Source organism: Pelagibacterium lentulum, from assembly GCF_003992625.1.
GTDB lineage: Bacteria > Pseudomonadota > Alphaproteobacteria > Rhizobiales > Devosiaceae > Pelagibacterium > Pelagibacterium lentulum.
Window position 1 is genome coordinate 1 of the sequence record NZ_RZMW01000007.1, and the last position, 18,851, is coordinate 18,851.

Annotated in this window: 19 protein-coding genes; 8 read left to right on the plus strand and 11 right to left on the minus strand. The window is 57.8% G+C overall.

Translation table 11 applies throughout. From position 1 onward, the window contains the following. Window positions 1-113 precede the first annotated feature (113 nt). The 4 genes from EO133_RS01270 to EO133_RS01285 all read right to left on the minus strand — a co-directional run bounded on the left by EO133_RS01270 (window position 114) and on the right by EO133_RS01285 (window position 3,785). The gene (locus EO133_RS01270) at window positions 114-1,268 is read right to left on the minus strand and encodes a flagellin N-terminal helical domain-containing protein (protein ID WP_127070823.1); all 1,155 of its coding nucleotides are present in this window, start codon (window positions 1,266-1,268) and stop codon (window positions 114-116) included. A 617-nt stretch (window positions 1,269-1,885) separates the two neighbouring features. After that, the gene (locus EO133_RS01275) at window positions 1,886-2,353 is read right to left on the minus strand and encodes a hypothetical protein (RefSeq protein WP_127070825.1); all 468 of its coding nucleotides are present in this window, start codon (window positions 2,351-2,353) and stop codon (window positions 1,886-1,888) included. Further along, window positions 2,350-2,685 (minus strand): rod-binding protein, encoded by a 336-nt coding sequence (locus EO133_RS01280; protein ID WP_127070826.1) that lies wholly within the window; start codon window positions 2,683-2,685, stop codon window positions 2,350-2,352. Before EO133_RS01280 ends, EO133_RS01275 begins: the two co-directional genes overlap by 4 nt. Continuing rightward, on the minus strand, window positions 2,685-3,785 hold the full coding sequence (locus EO133_RS01285; RefSeq protein ID WP_244640724.1) for a flagellar basal body P-ring protein FlgI: 1,101 nt from the start codon (window positions 3,783-3,785) through the stop codon (window positions 2,685-2,687). The genes EO133_RS01280 and EO133_RS01285 overlap by 1 nt, the downstream gene beginning before the upstream one ends. A 288-nt stretch (window positions 3,786-4,073) precedes the next feature. On the opposite strand from EO133_RS01285, the gene EO133_RS01290 reads away from it, so the two are divergent. Together EO133_RS01290 and dksA are read left to right on the plus strand one after the other, a co-directional pair. Beyond that, window positions 4,074-4,493 (plus strand): flagellar assembly protein FliX, encoded by a 420-nt coding sequence (locus EO133_RS01290; RefSeq protein ID WP_127070828.1) that lies wholly within the window; start codon window positions 4,074-4,076, stop codon window positions 4,491-4,493. Window positions 4,494-4,677: 184 nt separating this feature from the next. After that, complete coding sequence (gene dksA / locus EO133_RS01295; protein WP_127070830.1) at window positions 4,678-5,097, plus strand: RNA polymerase-binding protein DksA; 420 nt, start codon at window positions 4,678-4,680, stop codon at window positions 5,095-5,097. A 14-nt stretch (window positions 5,098-5,111) separates the two neighbouring features. On the opposite strand, the gene EO133_RS01300 is transcribed toward dksA, so the two are convergent. Beyond that, a complete protein-coding gene (locus tag EO133_RS01300; protein ID WP_127070832.1) occupies window positions 5,112-6,692 on the minus strand; it encodes an ABC-F family ATP-binding cassette domain-containing protein in 1,581 nt (526 codons plus the stop codon). Window positions 6,693-6,830: 138 nt separating this feature from the next. Next, the gene (locus EO133_RS01305) at window positions 6,831-9,221 is read right to left on the minus strand and encodes a S8 family peptidase (protein ID WP_164734832.1); all 2,391 of its coding nucleotides are present in this window, start codon (window positions 9,219-9,221) and stop codon (window positions 6,831-6,833) included. A gap of 301 nt (window positions 9,222-9,522) precedes the next feature. Between EO133_RS01305 and EO133_RS01310 the strand changes: the two genes are divergently transcribed. Then, the gene (locus tag EO133_RS01310; RefSeq protein WP_127070836.1) at window positions 9,523-10,146 is read left to right on the plus strand and encodes an SH3 domain-containing protein; all 624 of its coding nucleotides are present in this window, start codon (window positions 9,523-9,525) and stop codon (window positions 10,144-10,146) included. Window positions 10,147-10,177: 31 nt separating this feature from the next. Here EO133_RS01310 and EO133_RS01315 read toward each other — a convergent pair whose 3' ends face one another. Continuing rightward, window positions 10,178-11,659 carry a carboxypeptidase M32 gene (locus EO133_RS01315; protein WP_127070838.1) on the minus strand — a complete coding sequence of 494 codons (1,482 nt, stop codon included), beginning with the start codon at window positions 11,657-11,659 and terminating at the stop codon, window positions 10,178-10,180. A gap of 152 nt (window positions 11,660-11,811) precedes the next feature. Here EO133_RS01315 and EO133_RS01320 point away from each other — a divergent pair, with 152 nt between their 5' ends. After that, a complete protein-coding gene (locus EO133_RS01320) occupies window positions 11,812-12,174 on the plus strand; it encodes a hypothetical protein (RefSeq protein WP_127070840.1) in 363 nt (120 codons plus the stop codon). A gap of 203 nt (window positions 12,175-12,377) precedes the next feature. Here the strand turns inward: EO133_RS01320 and flgH are convergent, their stop codons facing one another. The 4 genes from flgH to flgF are packed head-to-tail and all read right to left on the minus strand — an operon-like array spanning window position 12,378 to window position 15,701. After that, window positions 12,378-13,118, minus strand: coding sequence for a flagellar basal body L-ring protein FlgH (gene flgH / locus EO133_RS01325; RefSeq protein WP_127070842.1), 741 nt, complete (start codon window positions 13,116-13,118; stop codon window positions 12,378-12,380). 58 nt (window positions 13,119-13,176) lie between these two features. Beyond that, window positions 13,177-14,133: a flagellar basal body P-ring formation chaperone FlgA gene (flgA, locus tag EO133_RS01330; protein ID WP_164734833.1), complete on the minus strand. Its 957-nt coding sequence runs from the start codon at window positions 14,131-14,133 to the stop codon at window positions 13,177-13,179. 25 nt (window positions 14,134-14,158) lie between these two features. After that, window positions 14,159-14,944, minus strand: coding sequence for a flagellar basal-body rod protein FlgG (gene flgG / locus EO133_RS01335; protein ID WP_127070846.1), 786 nt, complete (start codon window positions 14,942-14,944; stop codon window positions 14,159-14,161). A gap of 13 nt (window positions 14,945-14,957) precedes the next feature. Beyond that, window positions 14,958-15,701, minus strand: a complete 744-nt coding sequence (gene flgF / locus EO133_RS01340; protein WP_244640709.1) for a flagellar basal-body rod protein FlgF — start codon at window positions 15,699-15,701, stop codon at window positions 14,958-14,960. 282 nt (window positions 15,702-15,983) lie between these two features. Between flgF and EO133_RS01345 the strand changes: the two genes are divergently transcribed. The 4 genes from EO133_RS01345 to EO133_RS01360 are packed head-to-tail and all read left to right on the plus strand — an operon-like array spanning window position 15,984 to window position 18,819. Further along, window positions 15,984-16,478 (plus strand): flagellar basal body-associated FliL family protein, encoded by a 495-nt coding sequence (locus tag EO133_RS01345; RefSeq protein WP_127070848.1) that lies wholly within the window; start codon window positions 15,984-15,986, stop codon window positions 16,476-16,478. A gap of 9 nt (window positions 16,479-16,487) precedes the next feature. Next, window positions 16,488-17,585 (plus strand): flagellar motor switch protein FliM, encoded by a 1,098-nt coding sequence (gene fliM, locus EO133_RS01350; protein ID WP_127070850.1) that lies wholly within the window; start codon window positions 16,488-16,490, stop codon window positions 17,583-17,585. Then, window positions 17,582-18,007, plus strand: coding sequence for a DUF6468 domain-containing protein (locus EO133_RS01355; protein WP_127070852.1), 426 nt, complete (start codon window positions 17,582-17,584; stop codon window positions 18,005-18,007). Before fliM ends, EO133_RS01355 begins: the two co-directional genes overlap by 4 nt. Beyond that, window positions 18,004-18,819 carry a MotE family protein gene (locus EO133_RS01360; protein ID WP_127070854.1) on the plus strand — a complete coding sequence of 272 codons (816 nt, stop codon included), beginning with the start codon at window positions 18,004-18,006 and terminating at the stop codon, window positions 18,817-18,819. Before EO133_RS01355 ends, EO133_RS01360 begins: the two co-directional genes overlap by 4 nt. The last annotated feature ends 32 nt before the right edge of the window (window positions 18,820-18,851 follow it).

Below are 18,851 nucleotides of genomic sequence, written 5' to 3' on the forward strand. Positions count from 1 at the left end.
GCCGTCCATCTCTATCGCACAACCCAAAGGCATAGCCGGAGGGCGCTTTGACATGGCCCATAAAAAAGGCGGGCCGAAGCCCGCCAGTTTTTTTGAATATATCTGGAAAAGGATCAGAACAGGCGCAGAACCGACTGGTCGGCCTGGCTGGCCAGCGAGAGCGCGGTTTGCGAAAGCTGCTGGCGGGTCTGGAGGGCCAGCATGTTTGCCGCTTCTTCGTTGGTATCGGCAAGCGTCAGATCGGAGGCTGCGGTTTCCAGCGTGTTGATCATGTTCTTGGTGAAGTTTTCGCGGTTCTGCACGATCGAAAGGGTGGAGCCGAAGTCTGAAGCCTGCGAGCGTACTTCACCGAGTGCCTGTTGAACGTCGCGCAGGAAGCCGTCGATACCGGAGTCGAGATCGAGTTCTTGTTCCGCAATGTCGCGCAGTCCGAGCGTTGCCGAATTGATTGGGCGCACTTCGCCATCGCGGTTCTTCGCTTCAATTTCAAGGAATGAGGTTCCAAGCTCGTTGAACACAATCTTGAGCTGATCGCCGCGCAGAAGGTTGATACCGTTGACCGAGGAATCGTCAGCAAAGCCGTTCAACTCATTGCGCAACTCGTTGAACTGCTTGGAGAGGTTGGCGCGAACGTTATTGCCCTTGATCGTATCGTTGACCCCAACGGTGATGCCGGCATCCACAGCGTCACCACTGACCTCAAGGTCCTGCGTTGAAATATTTTCAATGCGCAAGGTGCCCTTATCGTTGGAGGCGCGAATGCGGTTCTTGAGATCGGGTTCGTTGTTGAGATAGGCAACCAGATCATCCAGCGTGTCGATTGTCTGAATCGGGTTGGCAGGATTGAGATTGCCGCCATCGAGCGTGTAGGTGCCGCCATCGATACTGCCGCCAGTGAGGGTAATCACGTCAGCGGCGCCGAGTTGTGCAACATCAACTGCGTAGCTCTGCACCATGAAGCTCTTGTCCTGGCGTGCCTGGCGCAGCGTGGATTGCATCTGCTCAAGCGTCTTGGTGATCGAGCTGAGGCCGTTATCGGCGGCTTCGATGATGCGGATGCCGGTGGACATGGAATCGAGCAGCGAACCGATATCGGATGCGCGGGCCTTGAGAGCCGACGAGGTGAAGAAGTTCGTTGGGTTGTCCAATGCAGAGTTGACCCGCTTGCCCGTTGCGAGCCGCGTTTGGGTCTGATCCATCATCTTGGACGTCCCCTGCAAGTGCAGGAGATTGGAGCGCACGGCTTTGGAAAGGGTCACATCGGACATGATTGCAAGGTCTCTCTCAAATAAACAATGGTCGAATCAGCCCCCCAGATACGAGCTGTTAACCATGATTTTGCTGACCAAGTGCTACCGAATGGTTAATAAACTTTGACTTAAGCCGTTAAAATTAACGCTTGGGTCTTAAATAGTCCGGTCGCGGAGAGAGAGGGAGGATTGTGGTGGGGACCAACGCTCGCGCATCTGACTGGCGAGCGCTTTTTGCTCCGGTGAAGGAGGGGGGAGCTCGGCAGCAATACGGCTTGCATCAAACAGTGTCGATGCAGAGACGGGAACGCTAGCGCATTGATCTGCATCGTCTTTATGGATGTATGGGACGTCCGGCGCATCGTCCCGGCTGGCGCGCAGGTCAAGGCCAGCGGTGGCGCTGCCGGTGATTCTCGCAATGCCGCGCTGGCGCGGTTTGGAGGGCCGTGCCGGGGCACTTGAAAGAACGCCTAAAGGGCCTTGCAGTAGTGTAATTGCGCCTGCCACGTGTTAACCATTTCATCCGGCAATGGGAAATTCTTGCCGGGTAAAATATGCCTATGCACGTGAGCAGGCCGTCAAGTAAATCGATAAAACTGTACTAAAATGGTACCGTTTTACTTTTGCGGGTAAGATTACGAGGCACGGTTGACCGAAATCCCTTTGAAAACCGGGGTGGCCTGCTGGGGTGAATTGCCCAGGGCATCATAGACTTTGGGAACCTCGTCGCGGCCGCATTGGCGGGCTACGTCGAGCAGGATGGTTTCGGAAACTGACTTTGCCGTGGCCAGAACCTTGAGGTTTTCTGCCATTTGCGTTGCCAGCGCCTCATGTCCGCGGCGAAGGATTTCAACACGTTCGGGCGCTTCGTTTTTGAGACGTTCCGCGGAACGCTGTACGGCGCGGGCGACCGTCACATAGTCCTGAGCCAATTGCGCCTTCTCGGCTGTGAGTGCGCCAGCTTCCCGAATATGACCGGCATGCAAGTGCATGGTTTCGCGGGCCATAACGTCGACAAGGCTGTTCAGCGCGCTTTCCGCGCGCTCACAAAGCGTTACAGCATCAAGCGTTTCAAGGGTTTCGAGGCGATCTGCAGCGCTCATCGTCTATAGGCTCCGATTGCAGCCGAAGCGGGCATAGCCGCCTGCGGCATCTGTTGTTGTTCCAAAAGAGTTGCGACAAGCTGATCGGCAATACCGATGCCGCCTGCCTTGGCCATTTGATCGGCATATTGCTCGGCCATCATGCCGCGCCAGGTTTCCTCGGCATAACCGCCGCCGAACATGCCGTCGGTTTCAAGGCCCTTGAACATTTCGCTGACCAGCGTGTTGAGAAACACGCCTTCGAGTTCCTGGGCCTTTTCCCGCAATTGGTTGACGGGGTCGGATTTCGACCCAAGGCCGTGGGCGAAGGTGTTGAGTGTTGCGATGCTCATCAGATCACCTCGATTTCGGCTTGCAGTGCGCCGGAGGTCTTGATCGCCTGAAGAATGGCGATGAGGTCGCGCGGGCTGATGCCCAAAGCGTTGAGGCCATCCACAAGCTGTTGCAGCGTGATCGATTCCGGTACGACTGCGAGCTGAGTCTCGTTGGTGATGACGTCGATCTGCGTGTTGGGTTCGATAGCCGTTTCGCCGAACGAGAAGGGCTCAGGCTGAACCACCTGTGGATTTTCGGCGATCGTTACGGTCAGGTTGGAGTGGGCAATGGCAACCGTGGAAACGCGCACTTCCCTGCCGATAACGATAATGCCGGAATTTTCGTCGATGACGATGCGGGCGGACTGGTCGGTCTGTACCACGAGTTGCTCGATGTCGGTCAGGAGGTCGACAATGTTGCCATTGAAATGGGCGGGCAGGGTGAGGCGCACAGTTGCCGGATCGGTCGGGATTGCAACCGGCACGCCGATCAGGTCGTTGATGGCAAGAGCTATGCGGCGCGACGTGGTAAGATCGGGATTGCGTAGCGACAGCCGCAGTGAATCCTGTGCGCCGAGCGAGAAGTTGATTTCGCGTTCGATCAATGCACCTGAAGCGATGCGGCCTGTGGTTGGCACGCCTGAGATTACCGTGGCAGCATCGCCCGAATATTCAAAGCCATTGATGAGAACCGAGCCTTGGGCAATGGCATAAACTTCGCCATCGGCACCGAGGAGCGGCGTTACGAGCAACGTGCCGCCCTGGAGGCTGCCTGCGTCGCCCAGCGCGGAAACCGTAACGTCGATGCGACTGCCTTGTGTCGAGAAGGCTGGAAGGTTGGCCGTCACCATGACTGCGGCAACGTTGGCGGTGCGCAGGTTTTCTCCGCGCGTGTTAACACCCATGCGTTCGAGCATGGCCTGCAGGCTTTGCCGGGTAAATGGCGAGTTGTTGAGGCTGTCGCCTGTGCCGTTGAGGCCCACCACAAGGCCGTAGCCCACGAGTTGGTTATCGCGAATCCCCTCGATCTCGACGATGTCTTTAATACGTGCCGGCGCAGCTTGTGCCGGGAGCAAAGGGGCAAGGAGCGACGTCAATGCGACTGCTCCTGCCATCATGATCCTGAATACCTTGTGCGTCATTGCTTTCCCGATTCCGTTGCTTGCCAACCCTTCCCCAAGGGCAGGCGAATGTTTCGGGTATAACAAAGCGAAAAGCGTGCCAGTTTTTGATGCCTGGTTATAAGGCGTTGTTTTATATAGATTTTAGTCGTATATGGGCAGCTTTTGCCTAGGCCGAGACAGGTGATGGCGGCATGAGTTGCCGGGCAATTAATGTAAAATTAACAGGTCTGGGCAAATTCTGCCGCTCAAGAAACGGTTAACCATAAGGGGCCGCGGCACATCATGCGGATCGGCGGAACAGGACGGCCATTGCCAAGTAGCGGAAGGACGAAAGTATCCGGCGCTCAGGGCGGTGGTGTATTTGAGCCTGACGTTGCCGGAGAGCCACAACGCGCTGCAAATATTTCTGCTTCGTCCACGGCGAATGGCATCGGTGCGCTGCTGGCGATGCAAGCCGTGGAGGATGCGGTCTATGGGCGGCGTAAGGCGATGAAGCGGGCGAATCTGTTGCTCGATACGCTTGAGGAAATGCGGTTGGATTTGCTGGCCGGCCGTGTGAGCGAAGGGCGTCTCAACCGCGCTATCGCATTGTTACAGCAGGCGAAAAGCCATTCCGAACCTGGGCTGGACGAGGTTGTTGCCGATATAGAACTGCGGGTCAGGGTGGAATTGGCAAAGCTCGGCAAATACCCCAGCTTCTAGCAAATGCCCGAAATTGTTTCGAGTTAAGGCGCCCAAATTTCCTGAAGCGGGGCCCAGCGCCTAATTCTGCTTTCTTGTGGAAGTCTTGAGCTGCATTCACCTTCACCGCGAATCTTTGTTGCCCGCCCATTCCGCAGACTCTATATAAGCGGCGACCCAGTGTCTGAGGGGAGTGAGTCTATCGATGTCGGTTGAAGCCCTTGCCGAAAGTTATCGTCCTTCTGAGGACGAAGACTTCATGAACGCACGCCAGCGAGAATACTTCCGCAAAAAGCTTGAGGCGTGGAAAGACGATATTCTACGTGAGAGCCGCGGAACACTCGAGAATTTGCAAGAAGAGAGTACCAATCATCCTGACATTGCCGATCGTGCATCGTCGGAAAGTGATCGGGCTCTGGAATTGCGGACGCGCGACCGCCAGCGCAAGCTCATTGCCAAGATCGATTCGGCCCTTAAGCGTCTCGATGAAGGCACCTACGGCTATTGCGAGGAAACGGGGGAACCCATAGGGCTTGCTCGTCTCGACGCACGGCCGATTGCAACCCTGAGCCTTGAGGCCCAGGAAATGCATGAGCGGCGCGAAAAGGTCTATCGCGACGACTAATCGCCGGTCAGGCGTTAGCCGAGCTGAATTTTCCGGGTGATGCCTATCGCTTCGAGAAATGGCTGGTCATGGCTAACGACAAGCAAGGCGCCGTCATAGGCACGCAAGCCTGCCTCGGCGGATTCGATCGCCTCGATGTCGAGGTGATTGGTTGGCTCATCGAGAATGAGCAGTTGCGGTGGCTCGCCGCCTGAAAGCACGCAAGCAAGCCCTGCACGCAAAATCTGCCCACCGCTAAGACTGCCCACTTTCCGTAGCGCTGCATCGGCCCGGAACTTGAAGCGGGCGAGGGCTGCGCGGCACATATTTTCCGTTGCGCCAGGATTGAGGCGGAGGAAGTTATCCCGAATGGTCAACGCCGGATCAAGCAAGCTCACCTGCTGGTCGAGCAGGGCATGGGGCACAAGGATCTCCACTTTCCCTTGATTGGCGGGCAGGATGCCGGTCAGTAATTTGAGCAGCGTCGTCTTGCCCGACCCATTGGGGCCGGCAAGGGCAATCCGCTGCGGGCCAATTATTTCGAGCGAAAGATCCCTGATGGCCGGATTGTCGAGATCGTGGCCGCCAGTAAGGTTCTCGATTGTCACGACGCGTTTTGTCGACGGCAGGCCGCATGAGGGCAGGGTGACGGAAAGCGGTTCGAGCCGTTCGATTTTTTCCTGTGCCGAATGCACTTCGCCCATTGCTTGCTGGCGCTGCCGGTTGGCAATACGGGCGTTCTCGCCGCTGGTATTTTCGGCCCGGCCCTGCATGGCATTGAGCAAAATGCGCGGCACGCCACCCTTGGCCTTACCCTTTTTGCCCGTCGAATCCTTGCGCGCCTTACGCTCCTTGACGATCTGGGTCTTGCTCTCGATCCGGGCAAGGCTTTGCCGGGCCGTTTCGAGATCGTGACGGGCGGCTGCAAGTTCGAGCGCCTTGCGTTCCCGATAGTGGCTCCAATTGCCGCCATAGGTCGTTGCGCCCAGCGTTGTCAGTTCCACAATCGTATCCATGGTCTCAAGCAATTCCCGGTCGTGGCTGACAACGACAGCCCCGCCGCGCCATGCTGCAAGCATATCGATGATTGCCAGCCGGCCAGCGCGATCGAGATTGTTGGTGGGCTCATCGAGCAGAATGAAATCGGGCCTGGCAAAAACGAGCGCCGCGAGCATGGCGCGGGTGCGCTGTCCGCCCGATAGAATTTCAAGTGACGTCTCCGGCGCCGCTTCGATACCGAATTGGGCGAGAGCGGCCGCCAGACGCGCTTCCAATGTCCAATCGGTATTGGCGAGATCCTCAGCATTTGCAGTGCCTGCCTCGGCACGTGCCAGAAGCGCCAGCGCTTCGGTGATGCCAAAGACCGACGCGATGGTCTCGCCCGGTTCGGGTTGGAGCGTTTGTCGAAGGGTGCCGATGGTGCCTTCGATGGTGACGGTGCCCACATGAGGGGCAAGGCGACCGGCAATGATGGCCAGCAACGTGGATTTCCCCACACCGTTACGGCCCACGAGGCCTGCGCGTGCACGCGGGAAACTCAGGCTAAGATCGGAAAAGAGGTTTTGCCCGTCAGGTGTCGACCAGGAAAGATTTGAAACAGTGATTTGAGCAGGCATGGGTGCGGATATCCGTCATGACAGAAGAATGGCGAGTAGCTGTCAGGTGGAAATCCAATTGGGCACACATCCTGTTGGTGTTTCGGATGGCTGAGAAGATAGGGTTTTGGCGCTTGTTGTCAACGCCATCGATAAAACTCAGTAGCTGTGGCGGAACGCGGCCGCAACGGCGGCTGCTTCATTGCCTGCGATGTGGCCTGCATCGGCGCTATAGACAAAGCCGAATTCCAAAACCGACTGCTCGAAGGGCGAGAATTCATAGGAAAGCCCGAGATCAACCTGTCGGCCTGATGTCTGCAAGGTCGTATCGACACGCTCATATGTGAGATTGCCGTCAGGATCGCGATGGGGAACCATAAAACTCATGGCGCCGGATTCAACCCGCAAGGGCTGGGACAGCGTGAAGGTCAGCCGGTCCTTGTCGGCCCAGAGGTCAGCGAAGCGCAGGCCGAGCTGATAGCCGGTAAAACTGGCCTCATCGACCGATGCGAGTAGGCCGGTGCCAGCCCCGCCAGCGGCAATTCCATATTCAATGCCGCCAAAAAGCGCGATGGCTTGCGACAACTCGGTGGAGGCCGAAAGGCTGAAGGTGCTGATGGCGGTATCTGCGGGCGCACCGAAGCCACCATTTGCCGTCATACCGAGGAATGCGCCTTGTTCGGCCAACCGGGTTGCGCCGAACTTGATCGTTACGGGATCGAAATCGAGGGACAATACGCCGCCGATGCCCGACAGGCTGCCGTCGAGCGTTTCGCTATGGGTGCCGATAAATCCGAAGGTTTCAACCGCGCCACCTTCAAAATTGTAGCGGCTGACGACCGCGCTGGTATCCTGCGCGAACGAAAGCACAGAGGAACCGGCTACGTTTTCGCTGCTGAGGCCCAGGCTGTCCTGCAGGAACTCATGGCCATCGACGGCCGAAATCCCGAAGGACCAATTGCCCATTTCCACCGATTCCGATGACTGCAATTGATCGAGACCCCAAGAGCCACGGTCGATGATGGCATTGGTATTGGAGACTGGCGTAATGCGCGGGATTGCGCGGGAAGTTGCAACGCTGGAGCGGGAGGACGTAACCATATTGCCCAGGGAGAGATCGAAGGCGCTCAAAGCAAAATCGCCGTTGAGGTCGTCATAAACGACCATATCGACATCGCTCAAGCCGCGCGCGAGGCCGTCGCCAAAGGCGGAGGAGCCACGCAGAAGGGTGTTGTCGACCAAATGGCGTTCGGCTGTTTCGATGGTTGAGCCGTTGGAGAGATAGGAGACGTTGCCAATAGGGCTGAGGGCAGCAGCCACATCCAAAAAGCCGTGACCAAACTCCCAATCGTAGGATTTTACGATTCCGTTGCCGAAGTTGACGGTGCCGTCACTGCTGAAGCCGGGGATGTCCATGTTGGCGGAAGCCAGCAGGCGCCGTGTCCAGTCGCGCGGCGATAGATTTGGGAAGGCTTCGGCCAGAAGGGCAACCGAACCTGTGACGATTGGGGCGGCATAGGACGTGCCTGTGCCGCTGGCGTAGGTGTTATTGCCCACTGCCGAGGCTGCCCAAGTCGTTCCATCTGCGGTGATGCAGTGCTGGGCGGTTGCGCCGCAAATCGATGAAAGACGGTCAATTGCCGTAATATTGAGATTGCCATCGTAATTTACGAGTGCGTTCGCGACCGTGATGTATGATTCCGACAATTGGGGAAACAGTACTGCGAAACCCGCGGTCGCATCAGCATCGTGCGGATCGTTGAGTGTTTCGTCGTTTGAAAGTGCCCAAACGATGACGCCATTGTTCTGGAACTGATCAAGGGCAGCAATGTAGCTGTTCCAGTGGACAGTGTCGGATCCATAGAAGTGTTTCAGCGCTGTCGCTGCACTGACATTGTGTGTCGCCATGCGGTCTTGGACTTCGGAAATCAGAAGTTCACCGCCGCCGAGCGCCGCGCGCTTGTTATAGCCCCAGGAGTTGTTTTGTGCCACGGCACCTAGATTGGCCGCGTGCAACGTCGCCTGTGCGAGATAATCAGGATTGAAATTCCCGGACGTAAGGACTAGGCGAACATCAGGAGCAACCCCCATCATCTCGCCAGCGTTGGCGCCGATGAGTGATGCTACGTGGGTGCCGTGGTGTGCCGGTGCAGCAGGGTCATAGGCCGTATTAAATACTGTCCCTGCAAAAACCTCATGCGTTTTCCGGAAACCCTCGTCGACAACATGCACCCAGTGTCCTTGGCCGTTCGGTCTTTTGCCGGTCAAGCCTGCGGACATTGCGATGTGCAGGCGAGCCGCAGTGTAGGGATGGCCAATAAATCCGCCAAGATCGTAGTCGACAAACTGATAGCGAGCGGAGTTTCTGATCTGATTGGCGAGTGTTGAATTGAAATTGCCAGAGTAGTCCAGCGTATGCCAATTGCCTGAGCCGGACGGTGGCGACCAGTCACCACCCCCGCCACTGCCTCCACCACCGCAGGCGGCAAGTGCGAGGCACAACACTATTGCGGCGCTTCCGGTCGCCAGACTACGCGCTTTCGCTGTCATCGTTTCCCCAAATCGCGGCGGGCGATAAGCCCGAATCATTGCCTTCTGGCATAATGCCGACCAGCAAACTCCGTAACAATACGGATCAAATTCTTGCCGAAGGCGTCGGATGACCTGTTCTGCTTGGAACGATCAGTTTCGGGCGGATTTTTACTATAAAAGGGCCGGTGCTTCTTGGGGTTCAAACTGTAGTTACGCGATTGCGACACCTTCCGACAAATTCATGCAGCGTTCAGCATGAAAGGTGATATTTGCGGTCAGTGAGCAGCGCGTAGGCGATGCAGCAATCGGGAATGAAGCAATGATCAAACGGATTTTGAGCTTGGTTGCATCGGGGGTGATCCTGATGCTTGCAATGCCGGTGACGGCCAATGCCCAGGAAATGTATGCCACCACAACGGTGAACCTGCGCACCGGGCCGGGCACCAATTATGCCATTTTGGGTGCGCTGCGCCCCAATGAGATTGTAACCGCCCTGCGGTGCAACGCGACAAATACCTGGTGTGAAGTCACCAGTAGGGTGCAACGTGGCTGGGTTTCCGCGCGATATCTTGCGCCGCTTTCCGACAGCACGCGGCCGACCTTTCCGGTCCGTCCTCAGCCGTTGCCCGTGCCGCAACCAGTGCGCCCGCCGGTTCCGCCGCGCCCCGGTATTACGCTGCCGGTTGAACCGCAGGTGTGTTTTTACGACGATTACAACTATGAAGGGCGCGAGATGTGCGCGGGTGCTAACGACTACGCCCGGACGCTGACCCGGCTTTGGGATGACAGCATTCGATCTGCGCGCCTGGATCGCGGTGTTGAGGTCATGGTTTGCACCGAAGCTTATCTGCGCGGTCGTTGTGAGACGATTGACCGTTCAATCCGGGATTTCGGGCAATTTGCCGACGACATCTCGTCCTATCGCGTGACCGCCACGCGCTGAGCAAGCAGATTATGGGTGGCGCCTGGCGGCGTCACCCGTAGCGCTTTTTCAGATGCGCGATGAAAAATTGCGGATCGAGCGGGGCGCCGGTTGCGCGGGTTAAAAGCTCGGGCGTCGAATAGCGCGAGGCTTGCTGCCAGATATGCTCGGATCGCCAAGCGTTGACCGCATGGAAATCGCCACGGGCGATGTCGTCATTGAGCGATGGGTGAGCCTTTTCGATTGCTGCCCATTGCTGGGCGGCCATCATCGCGCCGAGCGTGTAGGATGGGAAATACCCAAACGCGCCAGCGGGCCAGTGAACGTCCTGCATCGGGCCATCGGCGGGGTTGTCGATGGTTTTCAGGCCCAGATAGGCTTCCATCTTCGCGTCCCAGACTTCCGGCAGGTCCACAACAGACAGCGCGCCTGAAATCAGGTCCTGCTCGATTTCAAAGCGCAGGATGATATGGAGCGGGTAGGTCACTTCATCGGCATCCACGCGGATAAAGCCGCGTTCGACCATATTGACGCGAGCAAGCACATCCTGCGCCATCCAGCCGGGCAGCGCGTCCGCGCCCAGATGCTCTTGCAGGTGCGGCAAGGCCCAGTGCCAGAAGGGCTCGGTGCGGGCCAATTGCTGTTCGACAAAGAGCGACTGGCTTTCATGGATGGCCATGCCGCGCGCCTTGCCCACCGGCATATGGCTCAAATCGCGGGGCAGACCCTGTTCGTACAGTGCGTGACCGGTTTCGTGCAGGATGCCCATGAGGGCGGTCAAAAACTCATCGGTCCGGTAGCGGGTGGTCATGCGCACGTCGGTGGGCACGCCGCCGCAGAACGGGTGGTGGGAGACGTCCAGCCGTCCATGGGTAAAATCGAATCCCAGTGCTGCCATCATGGCGAGGCCGAGGGCGCGCTGGTCTTCAATGGCGAACGGGCCTGTTACAGGCTTGAGTGGCAGATCGGCTTGGTTTTCAAGGGCTTCGGGTACGAAATCGACGAGAAAGGTCTTGAGCTGGTCGAAGATGGGCGCGATCTCGGCGGCGCGATTGCCCGGATCGTATTGCTCCATCATCGCATCGTAGGGGGCAAGGCCGAGCTTGTCGGCGCGCATGGCGGCTTCCTCGCGCGCCAGTGCAACGACGCTTTCAAGCGCGGGGGCAAAGCCTGCCCAATCGTTTTTGGCGCGCAGATCGCGCCAGAGCTGTTCGGAGCGCATATTGGTGCGGGTCTGTTCGCGCACGAAATCGGCGGGAAGGCAGGTTGCGTTAGTGTAAACGCGCTCAAATTCAGCGAGCGAGAGCTTCTGTTCGGCGGAAAGGTCTTCGCTTTTCGCAGCGTCCAGCCAATCGGCGATTTCTGGCGCGGTGAACGTTTCATGTCTCAGCCCGGCGAGATGCGCGACCGCCTCCGCGCGTTTTTCACCGCCGCCCACGGGCATGTTCGTTGCCTCATCGGCAGAGAGAATCGCGATGGCATGATCGACTGCTTCGAGCTTGCGGCCAAGGGCTTCGAGTTGGGCATAGGACATGAACGACTCCGTTATGCGTACTGTTTAAGTGATGTAGCCGCACCCCGCGCCGAGGTCCATAGTCGGGCATTTTAACAATATGGGTTGGTGAATCTTAGGCCATTGGTCTCACGATAGAGGTCGTTGCGAGCTAAAATGCAAAGGGCCACGCTATGAAATTCAAACCATTTATTCTCGTTCTCGGACTGGCAATCGTGCCCGTTTCTGCTTTTGCGCAGGATTCGGGAACCGGCGAGGAGGCCGGCGATAACTGCCGCCCGAAAACACTGGCTCAAGCCTTTGGCTTCGAGGCCATCGCCGGTTGTCTTCCCGACGCTGCCCAGCGCGGGATCGATACGGCCACAACAGCGACGCAGCAAGGCGGCCTGGCCGTTGCCGCCAGCGCGTCAGAAGGCCGGGTTACAGAAGCACTTGATCGGGCACGCGAACAAAGCGGCGGTGCCGCTGGCGGCGGAAATCGTCCGGACAACGCCGGTGGTGGTCGCCCGGATGGTGTGGGGCAAGGCAAGCCGTAGGCCACGACGGAACGCGAAAAAGGGACGCAGCCGGGAAAGAACTGCGTCCCTTTTCGTTCAGGCCCGCCGAGGGGACAGGCCTTGTTCAAACCGCGCGCCAGAAAATGGGGAAGCTGCGCGGTTTGGGGGAAGTTGGCAGGTCCGGCGAAAATGTTCGCCGGGCGCTTTGCCGTTTGTTGGTAAGGCCGGTTAAGGCTTCCTCGTCAGAAGGGCAGGATGGCGTCGAGGAACTGCTGGCCGTAGCGGGGCTGCTGGACGTCGGTGATCTGACCGCGACCGCCGTAAGCAATCCGGGCTTCCGCGATCTTGGATGAGGGGATCGTGTTATCCGAATTGATGTCTTCGGGGCGCACGATACCGGCAACGATCAGGTCGCGCACTTCAAAGTTCACGCGCACTTCCTGTCGGCCTTCGATCACGAGATTGCCGTTGGGCAGGATCTGGGTGACGACCGCTGCAACCTGGGTGGTCATACGTTCGGAGCGATTGACCGAGCCATTACCCTGGTTGGATATGCCCGAACTCGATCCGATGGCGGCGTCTGCGTTCACATCCGCGGGGGTCACTGCGTTAAAGACAGAGCCCAAGGCGCCGCCAAGGCCGACTTCATTGCTCGAAGTGCGCGAGGTCGACGTGGTGTTGCCGATCTGGGCGCGGTCGTCGATGGTCACAAGAACTGTCAGGATGTCGCCGAGCTTTGCAGCGCGCTGATCCTTGAAAAAGCCGCGCGCGTCAGAGCGGAACAGAGAGTTCGGCTGGTAGCTGGCAGGTTCCTGCGCGGGCATTGGCATAGAGACTGGGCGATAGCCTGCCGTCACGGTCGGATCGACGATAGGCGTCAATTCCGGCGCGCGGCCGATATTGTTGATCCGATCGGTGGTAGCGCAACCGGCAACGGTTGCAACCAGCATCAGGCCTGTAACGATTTTGCTGAGAGCGTTCATTTGAAAGGTTTCCCGTTTTTGAGCCGCACTGCTTCCCCAAGCGCTGCGGTGAATTTGGTTATTCGAGTCCGGCAACCTGCTGGTTGCCGCCGGTGACAAGGACGACGCCGTTTTCAATGGCGGTGCCCTGCAGCACCTTCTTGGTCATTGGATTGAGCACATTGACAGGCTGGGACATGCTGGCCGCGTTGAGGGCCTGACCTCGCGTGGTGAGCGTCAATGCTCCCTGCCGGTAGATGATGGTGACATGTTCGTTGCGCGAGATCAGCTCTGGCGCTGCAATGTCGTTTGGCCGGATCATGACACCCTGGCGGATCTGACGCTGCAGCTGCTTTCCAACCAGGTCTTCGATGGCCACGATGCCGGTGTTTTCAGCATAGGTGAGCGGTACCTTGCGCATCTCGAAATCGTTGGCGCCAAGGATGGTGCCTGCGGGCAGTGAGCGCGAAAGGTGCGGAGTTTCGACCATGAACTGAATCTGGCCGGAAACATCGAGCGGTGTATCCAGACCGGCGATCTGAAAGCGCGCCGAAAAGGTGGAAGAGCCAGGCAGGTAGCGCAGGATGACGAGCGATGCAGGGTTGTCGAGATCGCCAGCCATGATTTCAGGCAGCGGACGATCCAGCGCCAGTTGCATATCCATGGTCGCATTGAGAATGCCGCGCGCTTTCAGGTCATCGGCAATAATGTCAGCGATCAATGGCATATCGACCGGCACACCCGCCCGAGCAATGCGCACCCGGTCGATGCCGGTTGCGTCAAAATCATTCAGACCCGCGCCTTGCACGGCCTGGACGATGGTGTCGAGATCGAGCACGCCAGCGGTGCCGGGGGCCGGTGCCCGAAATACCGGAGTTTCGGCCATCAGACCGGCATTGTCGAATATATCGCCGATGGTGACGATTGCTGAATTTACGATGACATCGCCGCGCAATTGAGGTGCGGCCTGCGCGCTGCTGACCGCAAGGGACAGCATCAGGGTCGTTGCAGCTTTTTTGAACAGCGAGATCGACATCGTCATTTCCCCCTAGTTGAGCCGGTTAGCGAAGGTTCGAGGTGGCCTGAAGCATCTGGTCCGCACCGGAAATGATCCGGGCATTCATCTCATATGCGCGCTGAGCGGCAATCAGATCTGCCATTTCGGTGACGGCATTGACGTTGGCGGCTTCAAGATAGCCCTGCAAAAGGTTGCCCATGCCATCGGCATCAGGAACGCCTATCTGCGCTTGACCGCTGGCTGCGGTTTCAACAAACAGGTTGTCACCGATGGCTTCCAGGCCGCCCTTGTTGGTAAAGCGGGCCATCTGAAGCTGGCCAAGTTGTACCGGAGCGGCATTGCCAGCAATGAACGCTTCGATAATCCCGTCACGGCTGATGGAAACTGCGGTGGCATCTCCTGGAATAATGATGCCGGGCTCGATCTGGAAACCGTCGACGGTTACAAGCTGGCCGGTTGCGTCGCGTTCGAGCGTGCCGTCGCGGGTGTAGGCTATGCGGCCATCGGGAAGGGCAACGGTCAGGAAGCCTTCGCCGCGAATGGCGACATCAAGCTCGCGCTCGGTCGGGGTGACGCTGCCTTGCGTCATGACGCGGGCGGTAGCGGCGACCTTGACGCCCGAGCCGATCTCGATGCCCACGGGAACCTGAGTCCCGGCGTCGGAGGTTGCCGAGCCTGCACGGCGGTAGCTTTGGTAAAGCAGGTCCTGGAATTCGGCGCGCTGGCGCTTGAAACCCGTGGTCCGCATGTTGGCAATGTTGTTGGAAATAACTTCCACATTGCGTTCCTGAGCGGCCATGCCCGTCGATGCGATATAAAGAGCTTTCATAATCTATATGTCCTTAAGCTTGGGTGTCGCCCAGACGCTGAATGGCGGAGCGGCGCAGTTCATCCTGGCGCTGCATGAGTTCGGCAAGTGAGGCATAGGCGCGCGAAACACGGATCATTTCCGACATTTCGAGAATGCCCGAGACGTTGGAGCGCTCGACGGCACCCTGAACGGCGTAGGTAGCTTGCGCTGCGATAGGTGCGCCGCCGGCAAACAAGGTGCCGCCTTCGCGGGTCAATTGCTGCGGATTGGCAAATTCGACAATCATCAGATTGCCCTTTTCGCCGGCGCTGGAACTCATGGTGCCATCAGCAGCGATGGCAATGTCGGTTTCGTCCGCGTCGAACTGAAAGACGTCATTATTGGTGGAAAGGACCGGATGGCCGCTCTGATTGACCAGAATGCCCTCGGCGTTGATTTCAAAGACGCCGTTGCGTGTCCAGCGGTCGCCCTGCGGCGTGCGAACGGCGAAGAAGCCTTCGCCCGAAAGGGCGACATCCAGCGGGTTGCCGGTGGTCGTGATGGCGCCTGCTTCAAAGTTGTGCAGCGTTGCCCAGTCATGGACATAGGACAAGGGCTGATCGCCGCGCGGAAAGGTGCGGTCGCGGGCAACCGGCATCTGATATTCTTCAAACAGGATGGCTTCAGACTTGAAACCCGTTGAATTGATGTTGGCCAGATTATTGGCAACCACATCCATCTGGCGCTGCAGCGCCATCTGCTTGGAAAGGCCAATAAGTTGCGCGTTCTGAATCATGCGCTTTTCCCTCGTTCGGTTTGAGATGGCCACTTCCCCAAGCGGCAAGCTCGTGTCCATTGCATTGCATGATGCGTGCCAAACTGAGAATTTTAATAAAATCAATGTGTTGAGGTGAATGCGGTGGTGGATTTAGGTGTGCAACCCTGGCTGGTAGGTAAAACTTACCCGGCAAATCCTGCCGGTTTGGCGTAAATGGTAACTATTCGTTAACCCTGTCCAGATTAGCTCGTTGGTGAAGAAAACGCCCGGTCAGCGGGCAGATTCGTTTAGGGGCATGGCATGACTGACGTAACCGAGCGCGAAGACCTCCAGCAGGAGGACGGTCAGGAGAGCCAAAAAACAAGCCGCAAGAAATTCATTCTTATTGGTGCCATCGGCGTTGCGCTTCTCGCGGTTGCGGGGGGCGGCACATTTTTCCTCACCCAATCGATGGGCGGTGGGCGTGCTGCTCATTTGGCCGAGGTGCATGATCCCGTATTCTATGATTTGCCGGAAATTACGGTCAATCTGAGTGGAGATGGCACCGATATTGCCTTTCTCAAGCTCCTGATTTCCCTCGAACTGCGCGATCAGTCGATGGTCTCGATGGTCGAACCGCGCATGCCGCGGGTGCTCGACGCCTTTCAAGTCTATCTGCGCGAGCTGCGCCGTCAGGACCTCGATGGGTCAGCGGGCATCTACCGGCTCAAGGAAGAGTTGCAGCGTCGGGTCAACCTCGCGGTCTATCCGGCGACGGTGGACAATATTCTCTTTAAAGAAGTGCTGATTCAGTAGGGGCGGGCAATGAGCGCAGAAAACGACGATACCGACGGCGCCGGGCTCAGTGAAGACTGGGCAGCAATGCTGGAGGCCCAGGAAGGCGATGATGGCGTCGATCGCGTTCTCAATCAGGATGAAATCGACAACCTGTTCGGTTTTGATGCCAGCGCGGCGGAAAATGTCGAACTGAGCGGCGTCAAGGCGCTGATCAATTCTGCGCTGGTGTCCTATGAGCGCTTACCGATGCTCGAAATCGCGTTCGACCGGCTGGTGCGGTTGGCCACGACGACATTGCGCAATTTCACATCGGACAACGTGGAAGTCGCTCTGGATTCGATTACGTCGGTGCGGTTCGGCGACTATCTCAATTCAATTCCGCTGCCTGCCATCCTTTCGGTCATCAAAGCCGAGGAATGGGACAATTTCGGGCTGTTTACCGTCGACAGCAATCTCATCTATTCGATGATCGATGTGTTGCTGGGCGGACGGCGTGGATCCAATGTCATTCGCATTGAAGGGCGCCCCTATACTACGATCGAACTGGGTCTGGCCCAGCGTATGATCGAGCACATTCTCGACGATATGCACAAGGCGTTCGAGCCGTTGGGTCAAGTGACGTTCAAGCTCGACCGGATGGAAACCAATCCGCGCTTTGCCGCGATTTCCCGTCCGGGCAATGCGGCAATTCTTGTCGAACTTCGTATCGATATGGATGATCGCGGCGGCAAGATCGAAATTCTTCTGCCCTATGCCACCATCGAGCCCATCCGCGAGCAGTTGCTCCAGATGTATATGGGCGAAAAGTTCGGTCGCGATCCGATCTGGGAAGGGCATCTGGCAACCGAGATTTATCAGGCCGATACCGAAATCCACGCTATCCTGCATGAACTGGACCTGCCCATTTCCCGTGTTCTCAAGCTCGAGGAAGGCGATACGATCATGTTCGACCGCGGCCCATCCGATCCGGTGACGCTCAAATGCGGCGACGTGGAAATCACCAAGGCCGTCATGGGCCATATCGGTAAAAATATTTCGGTACGCGTAACGCGTCCTCTCAACCCACCCAAAGTAACAATGGCAGCGTTCGAGGCCATGGACGAGAAAGCGGAGAAAATAAAATGAGCGGCCTGCCACTTGGATTGATCATCGAGCTTTCAGTAGCAATTCTGCTCGCTACGACAATCGGCTACTGTATTGTTCTGAACCGCAAGCTCAATAACCTGCAGGCTGACAGGACTGCCCTACGTCAGATGGTGGGCGATCTCGTCCAGGCCACCACCATGGCCAATGGCGCAATCAAGGGCCTGCGGGAAACCGCAAGCGAGGCTGACGAGCAACTCAAATCCCGCCTCGATGAAGCAGAGCAGTTCGCCATCGAACTGGCCAATCACATTACGTCCGGGCAGGCCGTTCTGGAGCGCATCTCCATGATCACCGAGGCTGCGCGGCACCAGAATTCGCCCGATGCCATTGACACCAAGCGTGCGCGCAGGGCTCTCAAAACGCTCATGGACCATCAGCGTCGCCGGGAGCATGCTGCATGAGATCGGTTCGTCTGCTGCCCATAGTTGTTATGGCTGCATCCTCTCTTCTGGTTCTGAAGACTGTCGGTATCGTCAGCGGCGAAGGCTACACGTTGACTGGTGTCAATATGGCCTTTGCACAGGAACAGGAGCAGGCGGAAGGGCAGGTGCCTGACTTTCTTGCCGATATGCAAGCCGCCGAGCTGGCCGATGGAGAAGAGGTTCCGGGGGGGTATTCGCAGGAAGATCTGGCTGCTGCCGAAGCGGCGGCCAGTTCTCTCTTTAGCGGTATTCCGAGCACGTCGGTGGGTGAAGACATCATCTATTACGAGCTTGACGGGACGCGCTATCAATTGCTTGATGCCAACGGTGAGCCAACAACCCAGCAGGTTGTCTTGCAGCGCCTTGCAGAACGTCGCATCGAACTGGATTCATTCGCTAGCGAACTTGAAACGCGACTTGCGGTGGTCGAGGCAGCGGAGCTGCGGCTTCAAGAGCGGATGGCCGAGATCTCAGCGGTGGAAGCGCGGATCGACGAACTCGTCGCTCAGCGCGAGGCGGAAGAATCCGCGCAGTTTGCAAGCGTTGTTGCCATGTATGCCGCCATGCGGCCGGCAGATGCGGCCAATATCTTTAACGAACTGGACATGTCGGTTCTCACACGCGTCAGCCGGGAAATGAATCCTCGCGCGCTTGGCCCGATCCTGGCCAAGATGCGACCCGAACGTGCGCAGCAGCTTACGATCCGTCTGGCATCGAGCGAAGAACCGGCGCCGCAGAATATGGCGGTCGGCTCAGAGTTTTCGCATTTGCCTCAAATTGTTGGGCAATAAATAGCGCGATTTAAATCGGAGTTCGGTTGCGA